The 21260-nt window shown below is 61.3% G+C and carries 14 protein-coding genes; 1 reads left to right on the top strand and 13 read right to left on the bottom strand.

Features of this window, described 5'->3' with window-relative positions; genetic code table 11:
• Positions 1–298: 298 nt before the first annotated feature.
• From hemE to ABVN20_RS15775, 11 genes are all read right to left on the bottom strand, one after another.
• Entirely contained in the window at positions 299–1366 is a 1068-nt protein-coding gene (gene hemE / locus ABVN20_RS15825) for a uroporphyrinogen decarboxylase (RefSeq protein ID WP_368556644.1), read from the bottom strand.
• A 230-nt stretch (positions 1367–1596) separates the two neighbouring features.
• A complete protein-coding gene (locus tag ABVN20_RS15820; RefSeq protein ID WP_368556643.1) occupies positions 1597–3015 on the bottom strand; it encodes an FAD-dependent oxidoreductase in 1419 nt (472 codons plus the stop codon).
• Between the two features lie 33 nt (positions 3016–3048).
• Positions 3049–7494 (bottom strand): glutamate synthase large subunit, encoded by a 4446-nt coding sequence (gene gltB / locus ABVN20_RS15815; RefSeq protein ID WP_368556642.1) that lies wholly within the window; start codon positions 7492–7494, stop codon positions 3049–3051.
• 347 nt (positions 7495–7841) lie between these two features.
• On the bottom strand, positions 7842–9443 hold the full coding sequence (locus ABVN20_RS15810; protein WP_368556641.1) for an AAA family ATPase: 1602 nt from the start codon (positions 9441–9443) through the stop codon (positions 7842–7844).
• A gap of 10 nt (positions 9444–9453) precedes the next feature.
• Positions 9454–10554: a 3-dehydroquinate synthase gene (gene aroB, locus ABVN20_RS15805; RefSeq protein ID WP_368556640.1), complete on the bottom strand. Its 1101-nt coding sequence runs from the start codon at positions 10552–10554 to the stop codon at positions 9454–9456.
• A gap of 150 nt (positions 10555–10704) precedes the next feature.
• Complete coding sequence (aroK, locus tag ABVN20_RS15800; RefSeq protein WP_368556639.1) at positions 10705–11223, bottom strand: shikimate kinase AroK; 519 nt, start codon at positions 11221–11223, stop codon at positions 10705–10707.
• 4 nt (positions 11224–11227) lie between these two features.
• Positions 11228–13315: a type IV pilus secretin PilQ gene (pilQ, locus tag ABVN20_RS15795; protein ID WP_368556638.1), complete on the bottom strand. Its 2088-nt coding sequence runs from the start codon at positions 13313–13315 to the stop codon at positions 11228–11230.
• A gap of 13 nt (positions 13316–13328) precedes the next feature.
• Positions 13329–13856, bottom strand: coding sequence for a pilus assembly protein PilP (locus ABVN20_RS15790; protein WP_368556637.1), 528 nt, complete (start codon positions 13854–13856; stop codon positions 13329–13331).
• On the bottom strand, positions 13853–14476 hold the full coding sequence (pilO, locus tag ABVN20_RS15785) for a type 4a pilus biogenesis protein PilO (protein WP_368556636.1): 624 nt from the start codon (positions 14474–14476) through the stop codon (positions 13853–13855). The genes ABVN20_RS15790 and pilO overlap by 4 nt, the downstream gene beginning before the upstream one ends.
• Positions 14473–15039: a PilN domain-containing protein gene (locus ABVN20_RS15780; RefSeq protein WP_368556635.1), complete on the bottom strand. Its 567-nt coding sequence runs from the start codon at positions 15037–15039 to the stop codon at positions 14473–14475. The genes pilO and ABVN20_RS15780 overlap by 4 nt, the downstream gene beginning before the upstream one ends.
• Positions 15039–16103: a pilus assembly protein PilM gene (locus tag ABVN20_RS15775; protein ID WP_368556634.1), complete on the bottom strand. Its 1065-nt coding sequence runs from the start codon at positions 16101–16103 to the stop codon at positions 15039–15041. Before ABVN20_RS15775 ends, ABVN20_RS15780 begins: the two co-directional genes overlap by 1 nt.
• Positions 16104–16319: 216 nt before the next feature.
• Between ABVN20_RS15775 and ABVN20_RS15770 the strand changes: the two genes are divergently transcribed.
• Positions 16320–18758 (top strand): penicillin-binding protein 1A, encoded by a 2439-nt coding sequence (locus ABVN20_RS15770; protein WP_368556633.1) that lies wholly within the window; start codon positions 16320–16322, stop codon positions 18756–18758.
• Positions 18759–19015: 257 nt separating this feature from the next.
• On the opposite strand, the gene ABVN20_RS15765 is transcribed toward ABVN20_RS15770, so the two are convergent.
• Complete coding sequence (locus ABVN20_RS15765) at positions 19016–20284, bottom strand: malic enzyme-like NAD(P)-binding protein (RefSeq protein ID WP_368556632.1); 1269 nt, start codon at positions 20282–20284, stop codon at positions 19016–19018.
• A 179-nt stretch (positions 20285–20463) separates the two neighbouring features.
• Positions 20464–21255, bottom strand: coding sequence for a thermonuclease family protein (locus ABVN20_RS15760; RefSeq protein WP_368556631.1), 792 nt, complete (start codon positions 21253–21255; stop codon positions 20464–20466).
• Positions 21256–21260: the final 5 nt, after the last annotated feature.

The following is a 21260-nucleotide window of genomic DNA, read 5'->3' as shown; positions in this document are numbered from 1 at the left end:
GTTCGTTCGATTGCGCACTGAACGAAGGTCTGGAACCTTACCGAGGTGACGGCAACTTCTATGTAGGAGAAGTCTCTGCTTGCATGGGGATTGATCTCTCTCTGCACGGGTCCGAACGAGAGGCGAGATTAGTCCTACAGACAAAGACACACCTCAACCCCCACCCCCTGTAGGAGCGAGCTTGCTCGCGATGACCTCGAAAGCGCCTGAGGACGTGATTGATCCACCGCATCTTCAACAGGCAAAAAAAAACCTGTCCGGCGCGAGCCAGGACAGGTTTTTCATTACGGGTAAAAACTTACTCGTGATACTGCGCCGACAACTCATGTACCGCGCGCAGGAAAGCACCGGCGTGCTCCGGATCGACTTCCGGGGTGATGCCATGGCCGAGGTTGAACACATGGCCGCTGCCCTTGCCGTAGCTGGCGAGGATACGCCCGACTTCAGTGCGGATCGCTTCCGGCTTGGCGTAGAGCACGGTCGGGTCCATGTTGCCTTGCAGGGCGACCTTGTCCCCCACACGGGCGCGCGCGTTGCCGATGTCGCAGGTCCAGTCCAGGCCCAATGCGTCGGCGCCGGCGTCGGCGATGCTTTCCAGCCACAGGCCGCCGTTCTTGGTGAACAGGATCACCGGCACCTGGCGGCCTTCGTGCTCGCGGATCAGGCCGCTGACAATTTTCTTCATGTAGGCCAGGGAGAATTCCTGGTACGCCGCCGCCGACAGGTTGCCGCCCCAGGTGTCGAAGATCTGCACCGCTTGCGCACCGGCCTTGATCTGGCCGTTGAGGTAGCTGGTGACCGACTGCGCGAGCTTGTCCAGCAGCAGGTGCATGGCTTGCGGGTTGTCGTAGAGCATGGCCTTGGTCTTGCGGAAGTCTTTCGACGAACCGCCTTCGACCATGTAGGTGGCCAGGGTCCATGGGCTGCCGGAGAAGCCGATCAGCGGTACGCGACCGTTGAGCTCGCGACGGATGGTGCTGACCGCGTCCATGACGTAGCCGAGGTCTTTGTGCGGATCGGGGATCGGCAAGGCTTCGATGTCGGCCAGGGTGCTGACGACTTTCTTGAAGCGCGGACCTTCGCCGGTTTCGAAATACAGGCCCTGGCCCATGGCATCCGGGATGGTCAGGATGTCGGAGAACAGGATCGCCGCGTCCAGTTGCGGGTAGCGGTCGAGCGGTTGCAGCGTGACTTCGCAAGCGAACGCCGGGTTCATGCACAGGCTCATGAAGTCGCCGGCCTTGGCACGGCTGGCGCGGTATTCAGGCAGGTAGCGGCCGGCCTGACGCATCATCCACACGGGCGTGACGTCTACGGGTTGCTTGAGCAGGGCGCGAAGGAAACGGTCGTTCTTCAGGGCAGTCATGTCGGCATCCGGAAAAAAAGTGCGGGCATTTTCTCAGAGCGCGAGAGAAAAGGCACGGCAAGAGCGGAGCCTTTTGTCTATAGGGTCAATTTGTCGCGGTTTCGATCCGCAAAAACAACTGTAGGAGTGAGCTTGCTCGCGATGAGGGTGTGTCAGTCAGTACATCAGTGACTGTTACACCCTATCGCGAGCAAGCTCGCTCCTACAGGGGGGGGCGTTTGCGTCGAGGATCAGACGCCCAGGTAATCCAGAATCCCCTCAGCCGCATTGCGGCCTTCGAAGATCGCCGTTACCACCAGGTCGGAACCGCGCACCATGTCGCCACCGGCGAAGATTTTCGGGTTGCTGGTCTGGTGCTTGTACTGGCCCTGTTCCGGAGCCACCACGCGGCCCTGGCTGTCGGTCTGGATGCTGAACTGTTCGAACCACGGCGCCGGGCTTGGGCGGAAGCCGAAGGCGATGACCACGGCGTCGGCCGGGATGATCTCTTCGGAACCCGGGATCGGCTCGGGGCTGCGACGGCCACGGGCGTCCGGCTCGCCGAGACGGGTCTCGACCACCTTCACACCCTCGACCTTGTCTTCGCCGACGATGGCGATTGGCTGGCGGTTGTAGAGGAACTTCACGCCTTCTTCCTTGGCGTTCTTCACCTCTTTGCGCGAGCCCGGCATGTTCGCTTCGTCACGACGATAGGCGCAGGTCACCGACTTGGCGCCCTGTCGGATCGAGGTACGGTTGCAGTCCATCGCCGTGTCACCACCACCGAGCACCACGACCTTCTTGCCTTTCATGTCGACGAAATCTTCCGGCGACTTTTCAAAGCCCAGGTTGCGGTTGACGTTGGCGATCAGGAAGTCCAGTGCGTCGTACACGCCCGGCAGGTCCTCACCGGCAAAGCCGCCCTTCATGTAGGTGTAGGTGCCCATGCCCATGAACACGGCATCGTATTCGGCGAGCAGTTGCTCCATGGTCACGTCCTTGCCCACCTCGGTGTTGAGGCGGAACTCGATGCCCATGCCGCTGAAGACTTCGCGACGATTGCTCAGCACGGTCTTTTCCAGCTTGAACTCGGGGATGCCGAAGGTCAGCAGACCGCCGATTTCCGGGTTCTTGTCGAACACCACCGGGGTCACGCCACCACGCACCAGCACGTCGGCACAGCCCAGGCCCGCCGGGCCCGCACCGATGATCGCGACACGCTTGCCGGTCGGCTTGACCTTGGACATGTCCGGGCGCCAGCCCATGGCGAACGCGGTGTCGGTGATGTACTTCTCGACCGAACCGATAGTCACCGCACCAAAACCGTCGTTGAGGGTGCAGGCACCCTCGCACAGGCGGTCTTGCGGGCACACCCGGCCGCAGACTTCCGGCAGGGTGTTGGTCTGGTGCGACAGCTCGGCGGCCTGGAGGATGTTGCCCTCGGCCACCAGTTTCAGCCAGTTCGGAATGAAGTTGTGCACCGGGCACTTCCATTCGCAATACGGGTTACCGCAACCCAGGCAGCGGTGGGCCTGGTCGGCCGACTGCTGGGGTTTGAAGGGTTCGTAGATTTCCACAAACTCTTTCTTGCGTTGACGCAACAGTTTCTTCTTCGGATCTTTGCGCCCGACGTCGATGAACTGGAAGTCGTTATTCAGACGTTCAGCCATTGTTAAAACCTCATCAAACTCTTCAGGCGCATATCACTGCGGGTTGGCACGGGTGCTGGAAAGCAACGATTTCAGGTTGGCAGCCTTGGGCTTGACCAGCCAGAAACGACGCACGTAATCATCGAGGTTTTCGGCGAGTTCACGACCCCACTCGCTGTCGGTTTCCTCGACGTACTCGTTCAGCACACGTTGCAGGTGGCTGCGATAGGCTTCCATCGCTTCACCGCTGATCCGCTGGATTTCCACCAGTTCGTGGTTGACCCGGTCAACGAAGGTGTTGTCCTGGTCGAGCACGTAGGCGAAACCACCGGTCATGCCAGAACCAAAGTTGTAACCGGTCTTGCCCAGGACGCAGACGAAACCACCGGTCATGTATTCGCAGCAGTGATCGCCAGTGCCTTCGACCACGGTGTGGGCACCGGAGTTACGCACGGCGAAACGCTCACCCGCGGTACCGGCGGCGAACAGCTTGCCGCCCGTGGCGCCGTACAGGCAGGTGTTGCCGACGATGGCACTGTCCTGGGTCTTGTAGGCGCTGCCCTTCGGCGGAACGATGACCAGTTTGCCGCCGGTCATGCCCTTGCCGACGTAGTCGTTGGCGTCGCCTTGCAGGTACAGGTTCAGGCCACCGGCGTTCCACACGCCGAAGCTCTGGCCCGCGGTACCGTTGAAGCGGAAGGTGATTGGCGCGCTGGCCATGCCCTGGTTGCCGTATTTACGTGCGATTTCACCGGAGATCCGCGCACCGATCGAACGGTCGCAGTTGCAGATGTCCAGTTCGAACTCGGCACCGCTCATGTCGTTGATGGCAGACGTCGCCATTTCGACCATCTTCTCGGCCAGCAGGCCCTTGTCGAACGGCGGGTTGCGCTCCACACCGCAGAACTGCGGTTTGTCCGCCGGGACATGGTCGCTGCCCAGCAACGGGGTCAGGTCCAGGTGATGCTGCTTGGCGGTCTGGCCTTCGAGCACTTCCAGCAGATCGGTACGGCCGATCAGCTCTTCGAGGGAGCGCACGCCCAGCTTGGCCAGCCACTCACGGGTTTCCTCGGCGACGTAGGTGAAGAAGTTCACCACCATGTCGACGGTACCGATGTAGTGGTCCTTGCGCAGCTTCTCGTTCTGGGTCGCCACGCCGGTGGCGCAGTTGTTCAGGTGGCAGATACGCAGGTATTTGCAGCCCAGCGCGATCATTGGCGCCGTACCGAAGCCGAAGCTTTCCGCGCCGAGGATGGCGGCCTTGATCACGTCGAGGCCGGTTTTCAGGCCGCCGTCGGTCTGCACCCGGACCTTGCCGCGCAGGTCGTTGCCGCGCAGGGTCTGGTGAGTTTCGGCCAGGCCGAGTTCCCACGGAGCGCCCGCGTACTTGATCGAGGTCAGTGGCGAGGCACCGGTGCCGCCGTCGTAGCCGGAGATGGTGATCAGGTCCGCGTAGGCCTTGGCCACACCGGCCGCGATGGTGCCGACGCCCGCTTCTGCTACCAGCTTCACCGAGACCAGCGCCTGCGGGTTGACCTGCTTGAGGTCGAAAATCAGCTGCGACAAGTCTTCGATGGAATAGATGTCGTGGTGCGGCGGAGGCGAAATCAGGGTTACGCCCGGTACCGCATAGCGCAGCTTGGCGATCAGGCCGTTGACCTTGCCGCCTGGCAGTTGACCGCCTTCACCGGGCTTGGCGCCCTGGGCGACCTTGATCTGCAGCACTTCGGCGTTGACCAGGTATTCCGGGGTCACACCAAAACGGCCGGTGGCGACCTGCTTGATCTTCGAGCTCTTGATGGTGCCGTAGCGCGACGGGTCTTCGCCGCCTTCGCCGGAGTTGGAACGCGCACCCAGGCGGTTCATCGCTTCGGCCAGGGCTTCGTGGGCTTCCGGCGACAGGGCACCGAGGGAGATACCGGCGGAGTCGAAGCGCTTGAGCACCGATTCCAGCGGTTCGATCTCGCTGATGTCCAGCGGCGTGGCCAGGGTCTTGACCTGCAACAGGTCGCGGATCATCGACACCGGACGGTTGTCCACCAGCGCCGTGTATTCCTTGAACTTGCTGTAGTCGCCCTGCTGCACAGCGGCTTGCAGGGTGTTGACCACGTCCGGGTTGTACGCGTGGTATTCGCCACCGTGGACGAACTTCAGCAGGCCGCCTTGCTGGATCGGCTTGCGCGGGCTCCAGGCTTCAACGGCCAGGGCTTTCTGCTCGGCTTCGATATCGACGAAACGTGCGCCCTTGATGCGGCTCGGCACACCACGGAAGCTCAGTTCGCAAACTTCTTCGGACAGGCCGATGGCTTCGAACAGTTGCGCGCCACGGTAGGAGGCGATGGTGGAGATGCCCATCTTCGACAGGATCTTCAGCAGGCCCTTGGTGATGCCGCGGCGGTAGTTCTTGAACACCTCGTAGAGGTCGCCCAGCACTTCACCGGTACGGATCAGGTCGCCCAGCACTTCGTAGGCCAGGAACGGATAGACCGCCGAGGCGCCGAAGCCGATCAGCACGGCAAAGTGATGCGGGTCGCGCGCGGTCGCGGTTTCCACGAGGATGTTGGAGTCGCAACGCAGGCCTTTTTCGGTCAGGCGGTGGTGCACCGCACCGGTCGCCAGGGACGCGTGGATCGGCAACTTGCCCGGGGCGATATGACGGTCGCTCAGGACGATCTGGGTGCGACCGGCACGCACGGCTTCTTCAGCCTGGTCGGCGACGTTGCGCACGGCCGCTTCGAGGCCGACGCTCTCGTCATAGTTGAGGTCGATGATCTGGCGTTCGAAGCCAGGACGATCGAGGTTCATCAGCGAGCGCCACTTGGCCGGGGAAATGACCGGCGAGCTGAGGATCACGCGCGAAGCGTGTTCCGGCGACTCCTGGAAGATGTTGCGCTCGGCGCCGAGGCAGATCTCCAGCGACATGACGATGGCTTCACGCAGCGGGTCGATCGGCGGGTTGGTGACCTGCGCGAACTGCTGGCGGAAATAGTCGTACGGCGTGCGCACGCGCTGGGACAGCACGGCCATCGGCGTATCGTCGCCCATCGAGCCCACGGCTTCGTAGCCTTGCTCGCCGAGCGGACGCAGCACCTGGTCGCGCTCTTCGAACGTGACCTGGTACATCTTCATGTATTGCTTGAGCTGATCGACGTCGTAGAAAGCCGAGCCGTGGTCGTTGTCTTCCATGGTCGCCTGGATGCGCAGGGCGTTCTTGCGCAGCCATTGCTTGTACGGATGACGGGACTTCAAGCGGTTGTCGATGGCGTCGGTGTCGAGGATCTGCCCGGTCTCGGTGTCCACGGCGAAGATCTGGCCAGGGCCCACGCGGCCTTTGGCGATCACGTCTTCAGGCTGGTAGTTCCACACGCCGATTTCCGACGCGAGGGTGATGAAACCGTTTTTGGTAGTAACCCAGCGCGCCGGACGCAGACCGTTACGGTCGAGCAGGCACACCGCGTAGCGACCGTCGGTCATGACCACACCGGCCGGGCCGTCCCACGGTTCCATGTGCATCGAGTTGTATTCGTAGAACGCGCGCAGGTCCGGGTCCATGGTCTCGACGTTCTGCCAGGCTGGCGGAATGATCATCCGCACGCCACGGAACAGGTCGATGCCACCGGTGACCATCAGTTCGAGCATGTTGTCCATGCTCGAGGAGTCGGAACCGACACGGTTGACCAGCGGGCCGAGTTCCTCCAGATCCATCAGATCGTTGGTGAACTTGGTGCGACGGGCCTGGGCCCAGTTGCGGTTGCCGGTGATGGTGTTGATCTCGCCGTTGTGGGCGAGGAAGCGGAATGGCTGGGCCAGCGGCCATTTCGGCAGGGTGTTGGTGGAGAAGCGCTGGTGGAACACGCAGATCGAAGTCTGCAGGCGCTGGTCACCCAGGTCCGGATAGAAGGCGGACAGGTCCGCCGGCATCATCAGGCCTTTATAGATGATGGTCTTGTGGGAAAAGCTGCAGATGTAGTGATCGACGTCGGCGGCGTTGGCCACGGACGAACGACGACGGGCGCTGAACAGCTTGACCGCCATGTCCTGGTCGCTCAGGCCTTCGCCACCGATGAACACCTGCTCGATCTGCGGCAGACGCTCAAGGGCCAGGCGGCCGAGGACGCTGGTGTCGATCGGCACTTTGCGCCAGCCGACCAGGTTCAGGCCTTCGGCCAGGATCTCGCGGTTCATGTTCTCGCGAGCGGCTTCGGCTTTAGCCGGATCCTGGTTGAAGAAGACCATGCCCACCGCATATTGCTTGGGCAGTTCGACGCCGAAGGTTTCCTGGGCGATCGCACGCAGGAACACATCCGGCTTCTGAATGAGCAGACCGCAACCGTCACCGGTCTTGCCGTCGGCGTTGATCCCACCGCGGTGGGTCATGCAGGTCAGGGCCTCGATGGCCGTTTGCAAAAGGGTATGACTGGGCTCGCCCTGCATATGGGCTATCAGGCCGAAACCGCAGTTATCCTTGAATTCATCTGGTTGGTACAGACCTGCTTTCATAGACACTTTCTCACCAGGCTGCCTCTTATCGAGGCAAATTTCTTTTCAATTCAACCACTTGCCGTCCACGCCGAACGTACGCCAGCTTTGCAGGGGCAAAAGGGAGGTCATTGTACACACCGACACGAAGCCTCACAAATTTGACGACGAAATGTCGCAAATCCATGTCGCATTTGTGAAAGGTTTAAAGCGATCTGCTGTGCTAGTCAAAACTTTTTTAATTCTGACCGCTACGACTCAAAGACTACTGTGACGCAGACACCACAACGCACGCGGCCCGAAGGCCGCATGCGTTGCAGAAATTTTGAGGTGCCGGGAGAGGCGGCCTGGGTAAGGCCGCCGAATCTTCAGCGAGTTGCTGCCAGTTCCTGTTGGACGCTGGCGACAGTGCGAGGCCAAGGTTTACCAGCCTGAACCTTCGCTGGCAAGGCCTTGATGGCAGATACCGCCGCATCGCGGCTGGAGAAGTTACCGTAAGTGATCACGTAAAGCGGCTTGCCGTTGAGCACTTTCTTGAAATAACGGTACTCGCCGCCCTGCTCCTTGACGAAGTTTTGCGCAGTGGCTTCGGAGCTGGTGCCGAGGATCTGCACCACGTAATTGCTGGTCGGCTGACCGGCGTACCAGGTGCCGCCAGCGGCCTTGGTCGCGGCAACCGGCTTCTCGGCAGGCTTGGCCGTCGCGACAGCGGCCGGTTTTGCCGGGGCCGGGGCGGGTTTGGCGGCCGGTGCGGCAGGCGCGGTCGGCGCAGGCTTGGCCGTGGCCACTTGAGTCGGTACCGGCAGCGGCTTGGCGGTCGGTGTTGGAGCAGGACCCGCCGGGACGCCTTCAGGTGGCGCGGTGGTGGTCACGGTCGGCGGCGTATTGCTGGAACCTTCGACAGGTACGCCATCGTCGCCTTCGGTGATACCACCGGCCGCCTCAGCGAGCGGGCCGCGCATGACCGGTTGCGAATTGCCGACCAACGGCAATGGCATCGGTTGCGAGTTACCGGCGAATTCCACGGCGGGCGCACCACCGTTGGGTTGCGGCGTGCCCTGGCCAAGCGGCAACTGCGCCTGCTCGTTGGCCGGTGCACCGGTGGTCGGCGCCTTGCTGCGACCCGGCATCAACCAGGCCGCGGCTACCGCGACCACGACGACGGCAGAAATCGCCAATACGTGTTTCTTCGGCATGTTGAACCCCATACTTGGACGCTTGACCGCTGAGCGGCTGGCAATCATGGCTTCGATCATTGCATCGCGGGCGACCTGGTTGATGTTGCCAGGCCAACCGTCGGAGCTTTCGTGAATATCAGAGATCTGATCAGCGGTGAAAAGTTCGATACCGCGCCCCGCTCCTTCGAGCCGCTGCTCCAGGTATTCGCGGGTCTCTTCTTCGGTGTAAGGCTGCAATTCGATGACGTGGAAACGCTCTTCCTCGAGGCTCAACGCCTCGAGCTGGGCAATCAGCGAGGACTCGCCGAACAGGAACACGTGCGGTCGGCCTTCCGGCGCGCCGGCAGCCAGTTCCATCAGGACTTCCAGCGCCGACTCGTCGAGTTGTTCGGCATCATCGACCAGCAGGTAGACTTCCTGCCCGGTCAGCGCAAGCTGCACGACCTGAGCCAGGATCGGAGCGATTTCCGCCTGCTCGACATTCAGCGCCTGCGCCACCTGACGCAGCACACCCGCCGCATCGCCGGCGCCACGGGCGGAAACCACCACGCTCTGTACCGATTGCTTGTTGGTACTGGCCACCAGTGCCTGGCGCAACAGGGTCTTGCCGCTGCCCTGCGGGCCGGTGACCACCAGCAACAACTGACTGTAACGGGCCAGGTGATGCAACTGTCCCAGCACCGGTTTGCGCTGGGCGGGGAAAAATTTGAAGCCCGGCACCCTTGGAGCGAACGGGTCGTGACTTAACTGGTAATGGCCGAGGAAAGCCTCGTCGGCATGCAAACTGGTCATCGTGATCTTATTAACCTTTAAGCTGAGCCAGGGCGCGGTAGTCCGCTCCCAGCGTGGCCTGTAGAACCTCTTTCGGATAATCGTCGGTCACCACCGCTTCGCCCATGTGGCGCAGCAGCACCAGGCGCAAACGACCGTCGATCACTTTCTTGTCAACTGCCATGTGTTCGAGAAAATCGGCTGGGGTCATCTCTTCAGGCGGAATGACCGGCAGACCGGCGCGCTGGAACAGACGGATGCCGCGATCACGCTCCTGCTCGCTGATCCAGCCCAGGCGTGCGGACATCTCCAGAGCCATTACGGTGCCAGCAGCGACCGCCTCGCCATGCAGCCACACACCATAGCCCATGTGGGTTTCGATGGCGTGGCCGAAGGTATGGCCGAGGTTCAAGGTGGCGCGAACACCGGTTTCCTTCTCGTCGGCGCCGACCACGGCCGCCTTGGCCGCACAGGAGCGCTCGATCGCATACGTCAGCGCGGCCTGATCGAGGGCGCGCAGGCGATCGACGTTTTCTTCCAGCCAGGTGAGGAACGGCTCGTCGCAGATCAACCCGTATTTGATGACTTCCGCCAACCCGGCGGACAATTCGCGGGCCGGCAAGGTATTGAGGGAGGCGGTATCAATCAGCACCACGTTCGGCTGATAGAAGGCGCCAATCATGTTCTTGCCCAGCGGATGGTTGATCCCGGTCTTGCCACCCACCGAAGAGTCGACCTGCGACAGCAGCGTGGTCGGGATCTGGATGAAGTCGACGCCACGCTGGTAGCAGGCGGCCGCAAAACCGGCCATGTCGCCAATCACGCCACCGCCGAGGGCGATGACCGTGGTGCGGCGATCATGGCGTGCGGTCAGCAGGCCGTCGAAAATCAGTTGCAGGGTTTCCCAGTTCTTGAAGGCTTCGCCGTCGGGCAGTACCACGGACACCACCGAGAACTGCGCGAGGCTGCGGGTCAGACGTTCGAGATAGAGCGGCGCGACCGTTGCATTGGAGACGATCGCCACTTGCCGTCCGCGAATGTGCGGGGCCAGCAGCTCAGGTTGATCCAACAAACCTTCGCCAATATGAATCGGGTAGCTGCGCTCGCCTAGATCGACCTTGAGTGTCTGCATGTGTCCCCACAGTGAAGATGGAATCAGGCGTCCCGCCTAAAATTATCGTATGTCCACGGCATCTGCTGGTGTGACGCCGCTCGGTAGCCATCCGCCACAACCTGGGCAGTTTTGGCAGGACGCCGAGGATAGCGCATTTCGCGCCGTGCTTTAACGGGGAGGCAGCTGGTTCAGGCGTTCGAGAATGTCGAGCACGACCATTCGCGGCGGTCGCTCGTCGGTTTCCACCACCAGGTCAGCAATTTCCCGATAGAGCGGATCGCGCAGCTCCAGCAGATCCCGCAGGGTCTTGGCCGGATCGGCGGTGCGCAACAGCGGACGGTTGCGATCACGGGCGGTACGGCCCACCTGTTGCTCGACGGACGCATGGAGATAAACCACCCGACCACCGGCGTGCAATGCCCGACGATTGGCTTCGCGCATGACCGCCCCGCCCCCCGTCGCCAGCACCACGCCGTCGCAGCCGCACAGCTCGGCGATCATCGCCTGCTCGCGGTCGCGAAAGCCCGGTTCGCCTTCCTTGTCGAAAATCCATGGGATATTCGCACCCGTGCGCAATTCAATTTCCTTATCGGAATCTTTGAACGGCAGGCGCAGCTCTTTGGCCAGCAACCGACCGATGGTGCTTTTTCCAGCCCCCATCGGTCCAACAAGAATCAAATTTCGCACAGAATCAATGACTCACAGCAATCGCCTGGTTGTTCATGATACGCGGAGTGAGAAATACCAGCAGCTCGGATTTTTTCTCCGAAACCACGTCACGCCGGAAAAGGCGGCCAAGATACGGCACATCGCCAAGAAATGGCACCTTATCTACAACCTTGCTCTGAGTATTTGAGAAAACGCCACCGATCACGATGGTCTCGCCGTCGTTGACCAGGACCTTGGCGTTGACCTCGTTTTTCTTGATGGGCGGTACATCCTGCACTTTGTTGAGGTAGTCCGGTTCGTCCTTGGTGACCTTGACCTCCATGATGATCCGGTTGTCCGGGGTGATCTGCGGCGTCACTTCCAGCGACAGCGAAGCCTCCTTGAACGAGACCGACGTCGCGCCGCTGGAGGCGGCTTCCTGGTAAGGAATCTCGGTGCCCTTGAGGATTTTCGCGGTTTCCTTGTCGGACGTGACCACCTTGGGCTGCGAGACGATTTCGCCGTTGCCGGTCTTCTCCATGGCGGTCAGCTCAAGGTCCAGCAGCACATTGTCAGTGATAAAGGCGATGCCGATGCCCGACGTGTTGGCGGTGGTGCCCATGTCGACGAACGGTGCGTTGGTGCTGGTGCTGCCCGGCGTGCCGATGGTCGAAGAGGCATTGGCGCCATTGCTGACCCCGGAAGTGTTCCAGTTGCCCTTGTTCTGAATCGAACCACCCCAGCGCACACCCAGGCTCTTGTCGTAATCGACGTTGGCTTCGACGATCCGCGCCTCGATCATCACCTGTCGCACCGGGATATCCAGCTGCGCGACGATCCGGCGGAGTTCGTCGAGGCGGTCCTGGGTCTGGTAGGCAATGATGTTGTTGGTCCGCTCATCGACGGTGATCGACCCACGTTCGTCGACTTTCGCTTCAGCGCTGGTCACCGACTGGAACAACTTGGCGATGTCGGCCGCCTTGGCGTAGTTCACCTGCAACAATTCGCGGCGCAGCGGTGCCAGCTCGGCGATCTGTTTCTGCGATTCCAGTTCCTGACGTTCACGGGCGGCGATTTCATCGGCCGGCGCCACCAGCAACACATTGCCGATCTTGCGCTTGTCCAGCCCCTTGGTCTTGAGCACCAGGTCGAGCGCCTGGTCCCATGGCACGTTTTGCAGGCGCAGGGTGATACCGCCCTGCACCGTGTCGCTGGCCACCAGGTTGAGGTTGGTGAAGTCGGCGATCAGTTGCAGCACCGAACGCACGTCGATGTCCTGGAAGTTCAGCGAGAGCTTTTCACCGCTATAGGCAAAACGCTCGGCGTTGCGCTTTTGCAGGTCATCGACGGTCATCGGGCGGATGCTGACGGTCAGCTTGTTGTCGGTCTGATAGGTGGAATAGTCGAACGCACCGCTGGGCTCGATGACAATGGTTGCCCGGTCGCCCATGGCGCTGGCGTTGATGAACTGCACTGGCGTGGCGAAATCCTTGACGTCCAGGCGCACCCGCAACGGTTCCGGCAGTTGCGTCCTGGCGAAACCGAGGACGATTTTGCCCTCGCGATCCTGAATGTCGGGGGCGATGGAAGGATCGGACAGGTCAATGACCACATTGCCCTCGCCCTGGGTTCCGCGCTGGAAATCCACGCCACGAATCGCCTTGTTCACCGGCGCATAGTTTTTGCTTGGCGCCGCCGTCGCGGTGGCGGCACGCGTTGTCTTCGGGGCGGACCCGGCTGCCTGGCTGCTGGCGCCCCGTCCTACCACGACCAATATCTGGTTGCCTTCGACCCTGGCAGCGTAGGGCGTCAACTGAGTCAGGTTGATGATCACCCGGGTGCGCCCCTTGGCTTCCACCACCGTGGCGCTACGGGCGTTGCCACCACCGAGATCGCGGGTTTTGCTGGCCAACTGATTGACGACACCTGGCAGGTCCAGCGCGATCCGTGCGGGCTGTTCCGTCGTGTAGCCCTGGGGCTGCGGAGGCACACCATCGAACGACAATTTCAACTCGACGCGGTCACCCGGCAACGCCGCGACATCCAGCGCCTTGAGGTTCGCCGCTTGTACCATCGGTGACATCAACGCTATCCATAGCGAAATTCCGAAGGTTGCGAAAATCCTGTTCATTATTCGAGTTCCACTATGAGTGCTCTTTCAAAGGGATGGTCCGCGGCCGTTCCAGCCAGGCGCCCTGGCCATCGGGAACGATTTCGACCACATCGACTTGCGAGCCGCTGATGGCGACGATCCGCCCATCGTTACGCCCCAGGTAATCACCGACTTTCAACCGATGCACGCCGCCCGCCCCGCGCAGAAGCGCGAACGAGCCAGCCGCATTGGAAATGGTGCCGACCATTTCAAACTGCTCGATGTTGAAACCTTCAAGGTATTGCTTCACCCGATTGGGGTCGGGTTTGACGTTGCGCGAGCCATGCTTCTGCCCCGCAAGATCGACCCGCAGTTGCCGGGAGAACGGGCTGCGCAGGTTCGCCGCGTTGTAGGTGAAGGTGGGATAGGAGCGGAAAGTCGGCGTGGGCTCGATCTTGCCGGGCGGACGCAGACGCATTTCATTCATGTAGGCGTCCAGGTCATGGAAATCATTGCCGTTGCCACATCCGCCGATGACAAGCAGCACGGCCATCATTACCGCAATCCGGATCGGGCTCATTTTTGCAGCCCCTTGTCGTTGTAGCGGTAGGTTTTGGCCAGGATGCTCATGCGCAATTTCGGGCCACTTTCCGGATTGACCGGCGCGATATCGAAGTCATGCAGGGTCACTATGCGTGGTAATCCGGCCACGCCGCTGACGAATGTCGCCAGGTCGTGATAGGCACCGGTGACGGTGATCTGGATGGGTAACTCGATGTAGAACTGCTGGGCGACCTCGGGCAGCAGCTTGATTTCCTCGAACTCAAGGCCACTGCCCAGCCCAGTGCGGGTGATGTCTTCGAGCAGCCCCGGCACTTCGGTATCACTAGGCAACTGGCGTAGCAACACGCCAAAGGAATTCTCCATTTCCTTCATTTGCTCGATATAGAGTTCCAGGTTCGCGGACATGTGCACTTTGGTGGCGAATTGCTCCTTGAGTGTCGACTCTTCGGTACGCTTGGCCTGGAGCTCACTTTCCATCTCGCTGATGGAAAAGTTGTAGCCCAGTGCCAACACCAGAGCCGCCAGCAAAACACCCGCCAACACCTTGATGGCGGCAGGCCAGGAGCCCATGTTGCTGGTGTCCAGGTCATTGATATCAATCTTGCGCAGGCCTTCGATCCATTCGGCCGGTTTCATTGAACGGCCTCCGCGGCGGCAGGCTGGGTCTGACGAACGGTCAACTGAAAGACGTTGGCCTGGTCCAACTGACCCGCCGTCGTCGCCTTGACCTCCGTCAGCGTGGGGGCGTCGAACCAGTCCGACGCATCGAGGTTACGCATCAGGTCCGAAACCCGGTTGTTAGACTCGGCCGCACCGACGATGGACAAGGTCTTGCCTTCCATTTTCACCTCTGTGAAATACACGCCGTCCGGCAGTGTGCGTGCCAACTGGTCGAAGATCCGCCCACTGATCGGGCGATTGCCTTGCAGGTCCTGGATGATCCGCATGCGCTCGAGCAACTGCTGGCGCCGGGCTTTCAGGTCGCTGATCTGCTTGATCCGCTCATCGACACCGACAATTTGCTGGCTGATGTAGTCGTTGCGGGCCACCTGCCGATCAATGGCGCCGGTGATGGCCTGGCAGGCAATCAACACCGCCCCGATCGACCCCACCAGGACACCGGCCAACGCCAGCAGAAAGCGTTTGCGGCGGTGATCGCGCAGCTCTTCGCGCCAGGGTAAAAGGTTGATCCGTGCCATCAGTTGAAACTCCTGAGGGCGAGTCCACAGGCGATCATCAGCGCCGGTGCGTCGCTGGCCAGCGCACCGGCGTTGACCTTGCTGCTCAGGGCCATGTCAGAGAAGGGGTTGGCTACTTGCGTCGGTGTGCCGAGGCGCTGCTCGATCAGGCGGTCCAGCCCCGGCACCGAGGCGGTACCACCGGCCAGCAGAATGTGATCGACCGCGTTGTACTGGCCGGAGGCGAAGAAAAACTGCAACGAGCGCGACACTTGCTGTACCAGGGCGTCACGGAACGGTTGCAGGACCTCGCTGACGTAATCGTCCGGCAATCCGCCCTGCTTCTTGGCCAGCCCCGCCTGCTCGAACGTCAGGCCATAACGGCGCTGGATTTCTTCGGTCAACTGGCGCCCGCCGAACAATTGCTCGCGGGTGTAGATGATGCGGCCGTTGTGCAACACGCTGAGGGTGGTCATGGTGGCGCCGATATCGACCACCGCCACCGTCAGTTGCTCCTGGGAGGCCGCCAGGTGCCCGGTCATCAAACCGAAAGAGCGCTCCAGCGCGTACGCTTCGACATCGACCACGCGAGCCGTCAGGCCGGCCAGCGCCAGGGCCGCTTCGCGTACTTCGACATTTTCCTTGCGGCAGGCGGCCAGCAGCACGTTGACCCGCTCCGGGTTGCGCGCCGACGTGCCCTGGACTTCGAAGTCGATGGCCACTTCGTCCAGTGGATAGGGAATGTACTGGTCAGCCTCGATCTTCAGCTGGTTTTCCATCTCGTCATCGGAAAGACCGGCGTCCATCTCGATGGTCTTGGTGATCACCGCCGAGCCGGCAACCGCCACCGCGACGTTCTTGAGGCCGGTCCTGGCCTTGACCAATACGCGTGTGAGCGCCTGCCCCACGCCTTCGAGCTCGGCGATGTTCTTCTCGACCACTGCGCTGGCGGGCAGCGGCTCTACCGCATAGGCTTCCACCCGGTACCGGTCGCCCTGGCGGCTCAGCTCCAGGAGCTTGACCGACGTGGAGCTGATGTCGATCCCCAACAGCAGGTTGGCCTTTTTATTGAAGAGTCCCAGCACTACCAATTCCCTATGACTATCCGAGAGTTACGGACTCTGTAATGTCCATTGCGTTCCATCCATCTGTCTTGACAGCAGTGCAAATGACGCCCGGGTTGGAAAAATGCTTATAATGCCCAGCGATTTTTTCTGCTTTTTTCGTCAAGCCCGGGTCGTTCTCCTCGTTATCTGAACCCTGATGCCTAACTCATTCTTTGCCCTGGATATCCCAAAGCCTTGATTCGTCTGCTGAAATTTTTCGGTTGGTCCATCGTCGCCGTTTTCTGCGGACTGCTTCTGGGTCTGAGCGGCGCGTTTCTTTACCTTAGCCCCGGATTGCCGTCCGTGGAGGCTTTGAGAAGCATTCAGTTGCAGATTCCTCTGCGGGTTTACAGCAGCGATAACAAGTTGATCGCAGAATTTGGCGAAATGCGCCGTACACCGATCCGTTTCGCCGACATTCCCCCCAACTTCATCAATGCGCTTTTAAGTGCAGAAGATGACAATTTTGCCAACCACTACGGTGTCGATCCGAGCAGCCTGATGCGTGCGGCGACCCAATTGGTCAAAAGCGGCCACATTCAATCCGGCGGCAGCACCATCACCATGCAGGTGGCGAAGAACTTCTTCCTGACCAGCGAGCGCAGCTTTTCTCGTAAAACCACGGAAATTCTCCTGGCGCTGCAAATCGAGCGGCAGCTGACCAAGGACGAAATTCTCGAGCTGTACGTCAACAAGATCTACCTGGGTAACCGCGCCTACGGCATCGAGGCGGCGGCACAGGTGTATTACGGCAAGTCGATTCGTGACATCAGCCTGGCGCAGATGGCGATGATTGCCGGCCTGCCAAAGGCCCCGTCGCGCTTCAACCCGCTGGCCAACCCGGCGCGCAGCAAGGAGCGTCGCGACTGGATCCTGGGGCGCATGTACAAGCTCGGCAAGATCAGCGAAAGCGACTACACCGCCGCGATCAACGAGCCGCTCAACGCCAGCTATCACGTGCCGACGCCGGAAGTGAACGCTCCGTACATCGCCGAAATGGCCCGCGCCGAAATGGTCGGTCGTTACGGCAGCGACGCCTACACCGAAGGTTTCCGCGTCACCACCACCGTTCCCAGCAACCTGCAGGAAATGGCCAACACCGCGCTGCATGAAGGCCTGATGACCTATGACCAGCGTCACGGTTATCGCGGCCCCGAATCGCGCCTGCCCGGCAAGACCCGTGAAGCCTGGGCCCTGGAGCTGACCAAGCAGCGCACGATCAGCAGCCTGGAACCGGCCATCGTGACCCAGGTCGACAAGACCGGCCTGCAGGTCCTGACCCGCACCGGCAGCGAGCACGTGGGCTGGGACAGCATGAAGTGGGCGCGGCCATTCCTGAACACCAACAGCATGGGCGCCACGCCCAAGCAGCCAGCGGACGTGGCCCAGGTCGGCGACCTGATCCGCGTACAGCGCCAGCCGGACAACTCGCTGAAATTCAGCCAGATCCCGCAGGCACAAGGCGCGCTGGTGTCGCTCGACCCGCAGAACGGTGCCATTCGCTCGCTGGTCGGTGGCTTCGCCTTCGAACAGAGCAATTACAACCGCGCCATGCAGGCCAAGCGTCAGCCCGGCTCGAGCTTCAAGCCTTTCGTCTATAGCGCGGCACTGGATAACGGCTACACCGCCGCCAGCCTGGTGAACGATGCGCCGATTGTGTTCGTCGACGAATACCTGGACAAGGTCTGGCGCCCGAAGAACGACACCAACACCTTCCTCGGCCCGATCCGCCTGCGTGAGGCGCTGTACAAGTCGCGCAACCTGGTGTCGATCCGCCTGTTGCAGGCCCTGGGCGTCGATCGCACCATCGACTACATCAGCAAGTTCGGCTTCAACAAGCAGGACCTGCCGCGCAACCTGTCCCTGGCCCTGGGCACCGCCACCCTGACGCCGATGGAAATCGCCACCGGCTGGAGCACCTTTGCCAACGGCGGCTACAAGATCACGCCGTTCATCATCGACAAGATCGAAAGCCGCAATGGCGACACGCTGTTCGTCGCCAATCCGCAGAGCGTACCGAAAGGCGAGGTGGCTTCCGACGGCATTGCCGCACCGCAGGCGCAGGCCTTCACCGTCGACGCGACGCCAGGCGAAGCCATGGCCGAGCCGGCTCCGCAGGTGCCCGCCGTAGCCGAACGCATCGTCGATGGCCGCACCACGTTCATCCTCAACAGCATGCTCGAGGACGTGATCAAGCTGGGTACCGGCCGCCGCGCACTGGCCATGGGTCGCTCCGACATCGCGGGCAAGACCGGTACCACCAACGAATCCAAGGACGCCTGGTTCTCGGGTTACAACGCCGATTACGTGACCACCGTCTGGACCGGTTTCGACCAGCCGGAGAGCCTCGGCAAGCGTGAATTCGGCGGCACCGTCGCCCTGCCGATCTGGATGAACTACATGTCCGCCGCGCTCAAGGACAAGCCGCCGCACACCCAGGCCGAGCCGGAAGGCATCCTCAGCCTGCGGGTAGACCCGATCAGCGGCCGTGCGGCCACGCCAAGTACGCCAGGGGCGTATTTCGAGCTGTTCAAGGCCGAAGACACGCCGCCGTCGGTCAACGAGCTGGGTAACGGCGTTGCGCCGGGCAGCCCGCTGCCAGCGGATGAGGCGGCGCCGATCGACTTGTTCTGATCCTGGTGGCAGCAAAAAGCCCTGGCTCGTGAGAGTTGGGGCTTTTTTATGCCTGGGGATTTGTGCTGGATTGACTGGCCTCATCGCGGGCAAGCCCGCTCCTACAGTGGTTCGGCGCATGCAGATCAATTGTAGGAGCGGCGGTGCGACGATTCGACTTGCCCGCGATGGGGCCGGCCAATCCAATGTAAACCTATCAGACATAAAAAAGCCCCGACTCGTGCGAGCCAGGGCTTTCGCTGAAGCGCTACAACGACTTAGCCGTTGAACACGTCATCCACGCTCTTGAGCGGGTAGTTCTTCGGATACGGCAGGGTCGCCACGCCGGTCTCGATCGCGGCCTTGGCCACGGCGTCGGAGATCACGGTGATCAGGCGGGCATCCATTGGTTTCGGGATGATGTACTCACGACCGAATTCCAGCTTGATACCACCGTAGGCGTCGCACACTTCCTGAGGCACTGGTAGCTTGGCCAGTTCACGCAGGGCGTTGGCCGCCGCGACTTTCATTTCTTCGTTGATGCGCTTGGCGCGAACGTCCAGGGCACCACGGAAGATGAACGGGAAGCCCAGTACGTTGTTGACCTGATTCGGGTAGTCGGAACGACCGGTAGCCATGATCACGTCGCTGCGAGTGGCGTGGGCCAGCTCAGGGGAGATTTCCGGATCAGGGTTCGAGCACGCGAACACGATCGGGTTGGCCGCCATGGAGTTCAGGCCTTCAGCGCTCAGCAGGTTCGGACCGGACAGGCCGACGAACACGTCTGCGCCTTGCAGGGCGTCAGCCAGGGTGCGCTTGTCGGTGGCGTGGGCGAAGACCGCCTTGTACTGGTTCAGGTCGTCACGGCCGGAGTGGATCACGCCGGTACGGTCAACCATGTAGATGTTTTCGATGTTGGCGCCCATGCTCACCAGCAGTTTCATGCAGGAGATGGCGGCCGCACCGGCACCCAGGCAGACGATCTTGGCGTCAGGCAGGGTTTTGCCAGCGATTTCCAGGGCGTTGATCATGCCGGCGGCGGTTACGATCGCGGTGCCGTGCTGGTCATCGTGGAATACCGGGATGTCGCACTGCTCGATCAGAGCGCGCTCGATCTCAAAGCACTCTGGCGCCTTGATGTCTTCCAGGTTGATGCCACCGAAGGTGATGGAGATGCGCTTGACGGTGTCGATGAAGGCTTGCGGGCTTTCGGAATCGACTTCGATGTCGAACACGTCGATGCCGGCGAAGCGCTTGAACAGCACGCCTTTACCTTCCATCACTGGCTTGGAAGCCAATGGGCCGAGGTTACCCAGGCCGAGAATCGCGGTGCCATCGGAAATGACTGCAACCAGGTTGCCTTTACCGGTGTACTTGTAGGCCAGTTCAGGGTCGCGACCAATTTCGCGCACTGGCTCGGCTACGCCGGGGCTGTAGGCCAGCGACAGGTCGCGGGCGGTAGCGGTGGGCTTGGTGAGCTCGACGCTCAGCTTTCCTGGACGAGGATTGGCGTGATACTCGAGAGCGGCAGTTTTCAAATCAGACATGTGGGCATTCCGCTTTTACTGTTGGACAGACTGGTCAGCGAGGATACGCGCCTCGCAAAGTCCCCACAAGACTGACCGGTCACCCCTGTCAAGCGCCCTGCTCTACGACTTTGGGCCAAGAGCCACGGAACACAAGGGGTGCACTGTTCACAATCAGCTTTAAAAATGTCTACAACTTTTCAGCCGGAGACCACTTCGATCATCGCCGGATCGGTCAATGGCAGCATCCAGCGTGCCTGACCTTGTTTGAGCCCACCGCGCCGGGAGCGGTCCAGCACCCAGCCACGCGCCTCGATTTGCTTGCCTTCCAGGCTTTTCAGCGAATCCGCATCGAAGCGCTCCAGCAGATTGGGTGCAACACGCAACACAACCGAATTCTGTAATTCGATCCAAATTCCGCCACGATTGCGCTGAACCTTGCTCACACGCCCACTGAGCACCGCAAAACCGGATGCGCTGATCTGATCCGCTTTCAGTACAGGCGACTGCCGCCATATGCCGAGCCCGGCCTGGCGCGCACTGCGTTCCGCAGCGCGCTGACAATCGACAAAATTTACATTCGGTGCGACGGCCACCACAAAACCCAGGCCTTCGGCGAGCATTCTGGCTTCAAGGTTGCTGCCGTCGGCCGCGAAGACATGGGCGAGGGTCCGCCCGTAATGGTCTTTGCTCTCTTTACCGGGCAGCAGACCGACCCGCCCGTCGCTGGCGGCCACCAGCGCTTCGAGTCGTTTGCGCGCCGCAACGGCGAAGGGCTCGTCGGAGCGGCCCTTCTTGCCCAGTTCCGGCGTGTTCAAGCCGATCATGCGCACACTGCGACCATCTTGCAGGCGCAGCGTGTCGCCATCCACCACCCGCTGTACAACGACAGGCTCCAGGCCGCCTGGTGCCGGGCAGAAGGCCTGGGCCGTCGACAACCAAATCGCGGACACAAAAAAGGCGCCCACGAGGGACGCCTTCTTTATCAGCATGGAAA

This window comes from Pseudomonas sp. MYb118, assembly GCF_040947875.1.
In the GTDB taxonomy this organism is placed as follows: domain Bacteria; phylum Pseudomonadota; class Gammaproteobacteria; order Pseudomonadales; family Pseudomonadaceae; genus Aquipseudomonas.
This window is presented reverse-complemented; position numbering and strand designations above follow the sequence as displayed.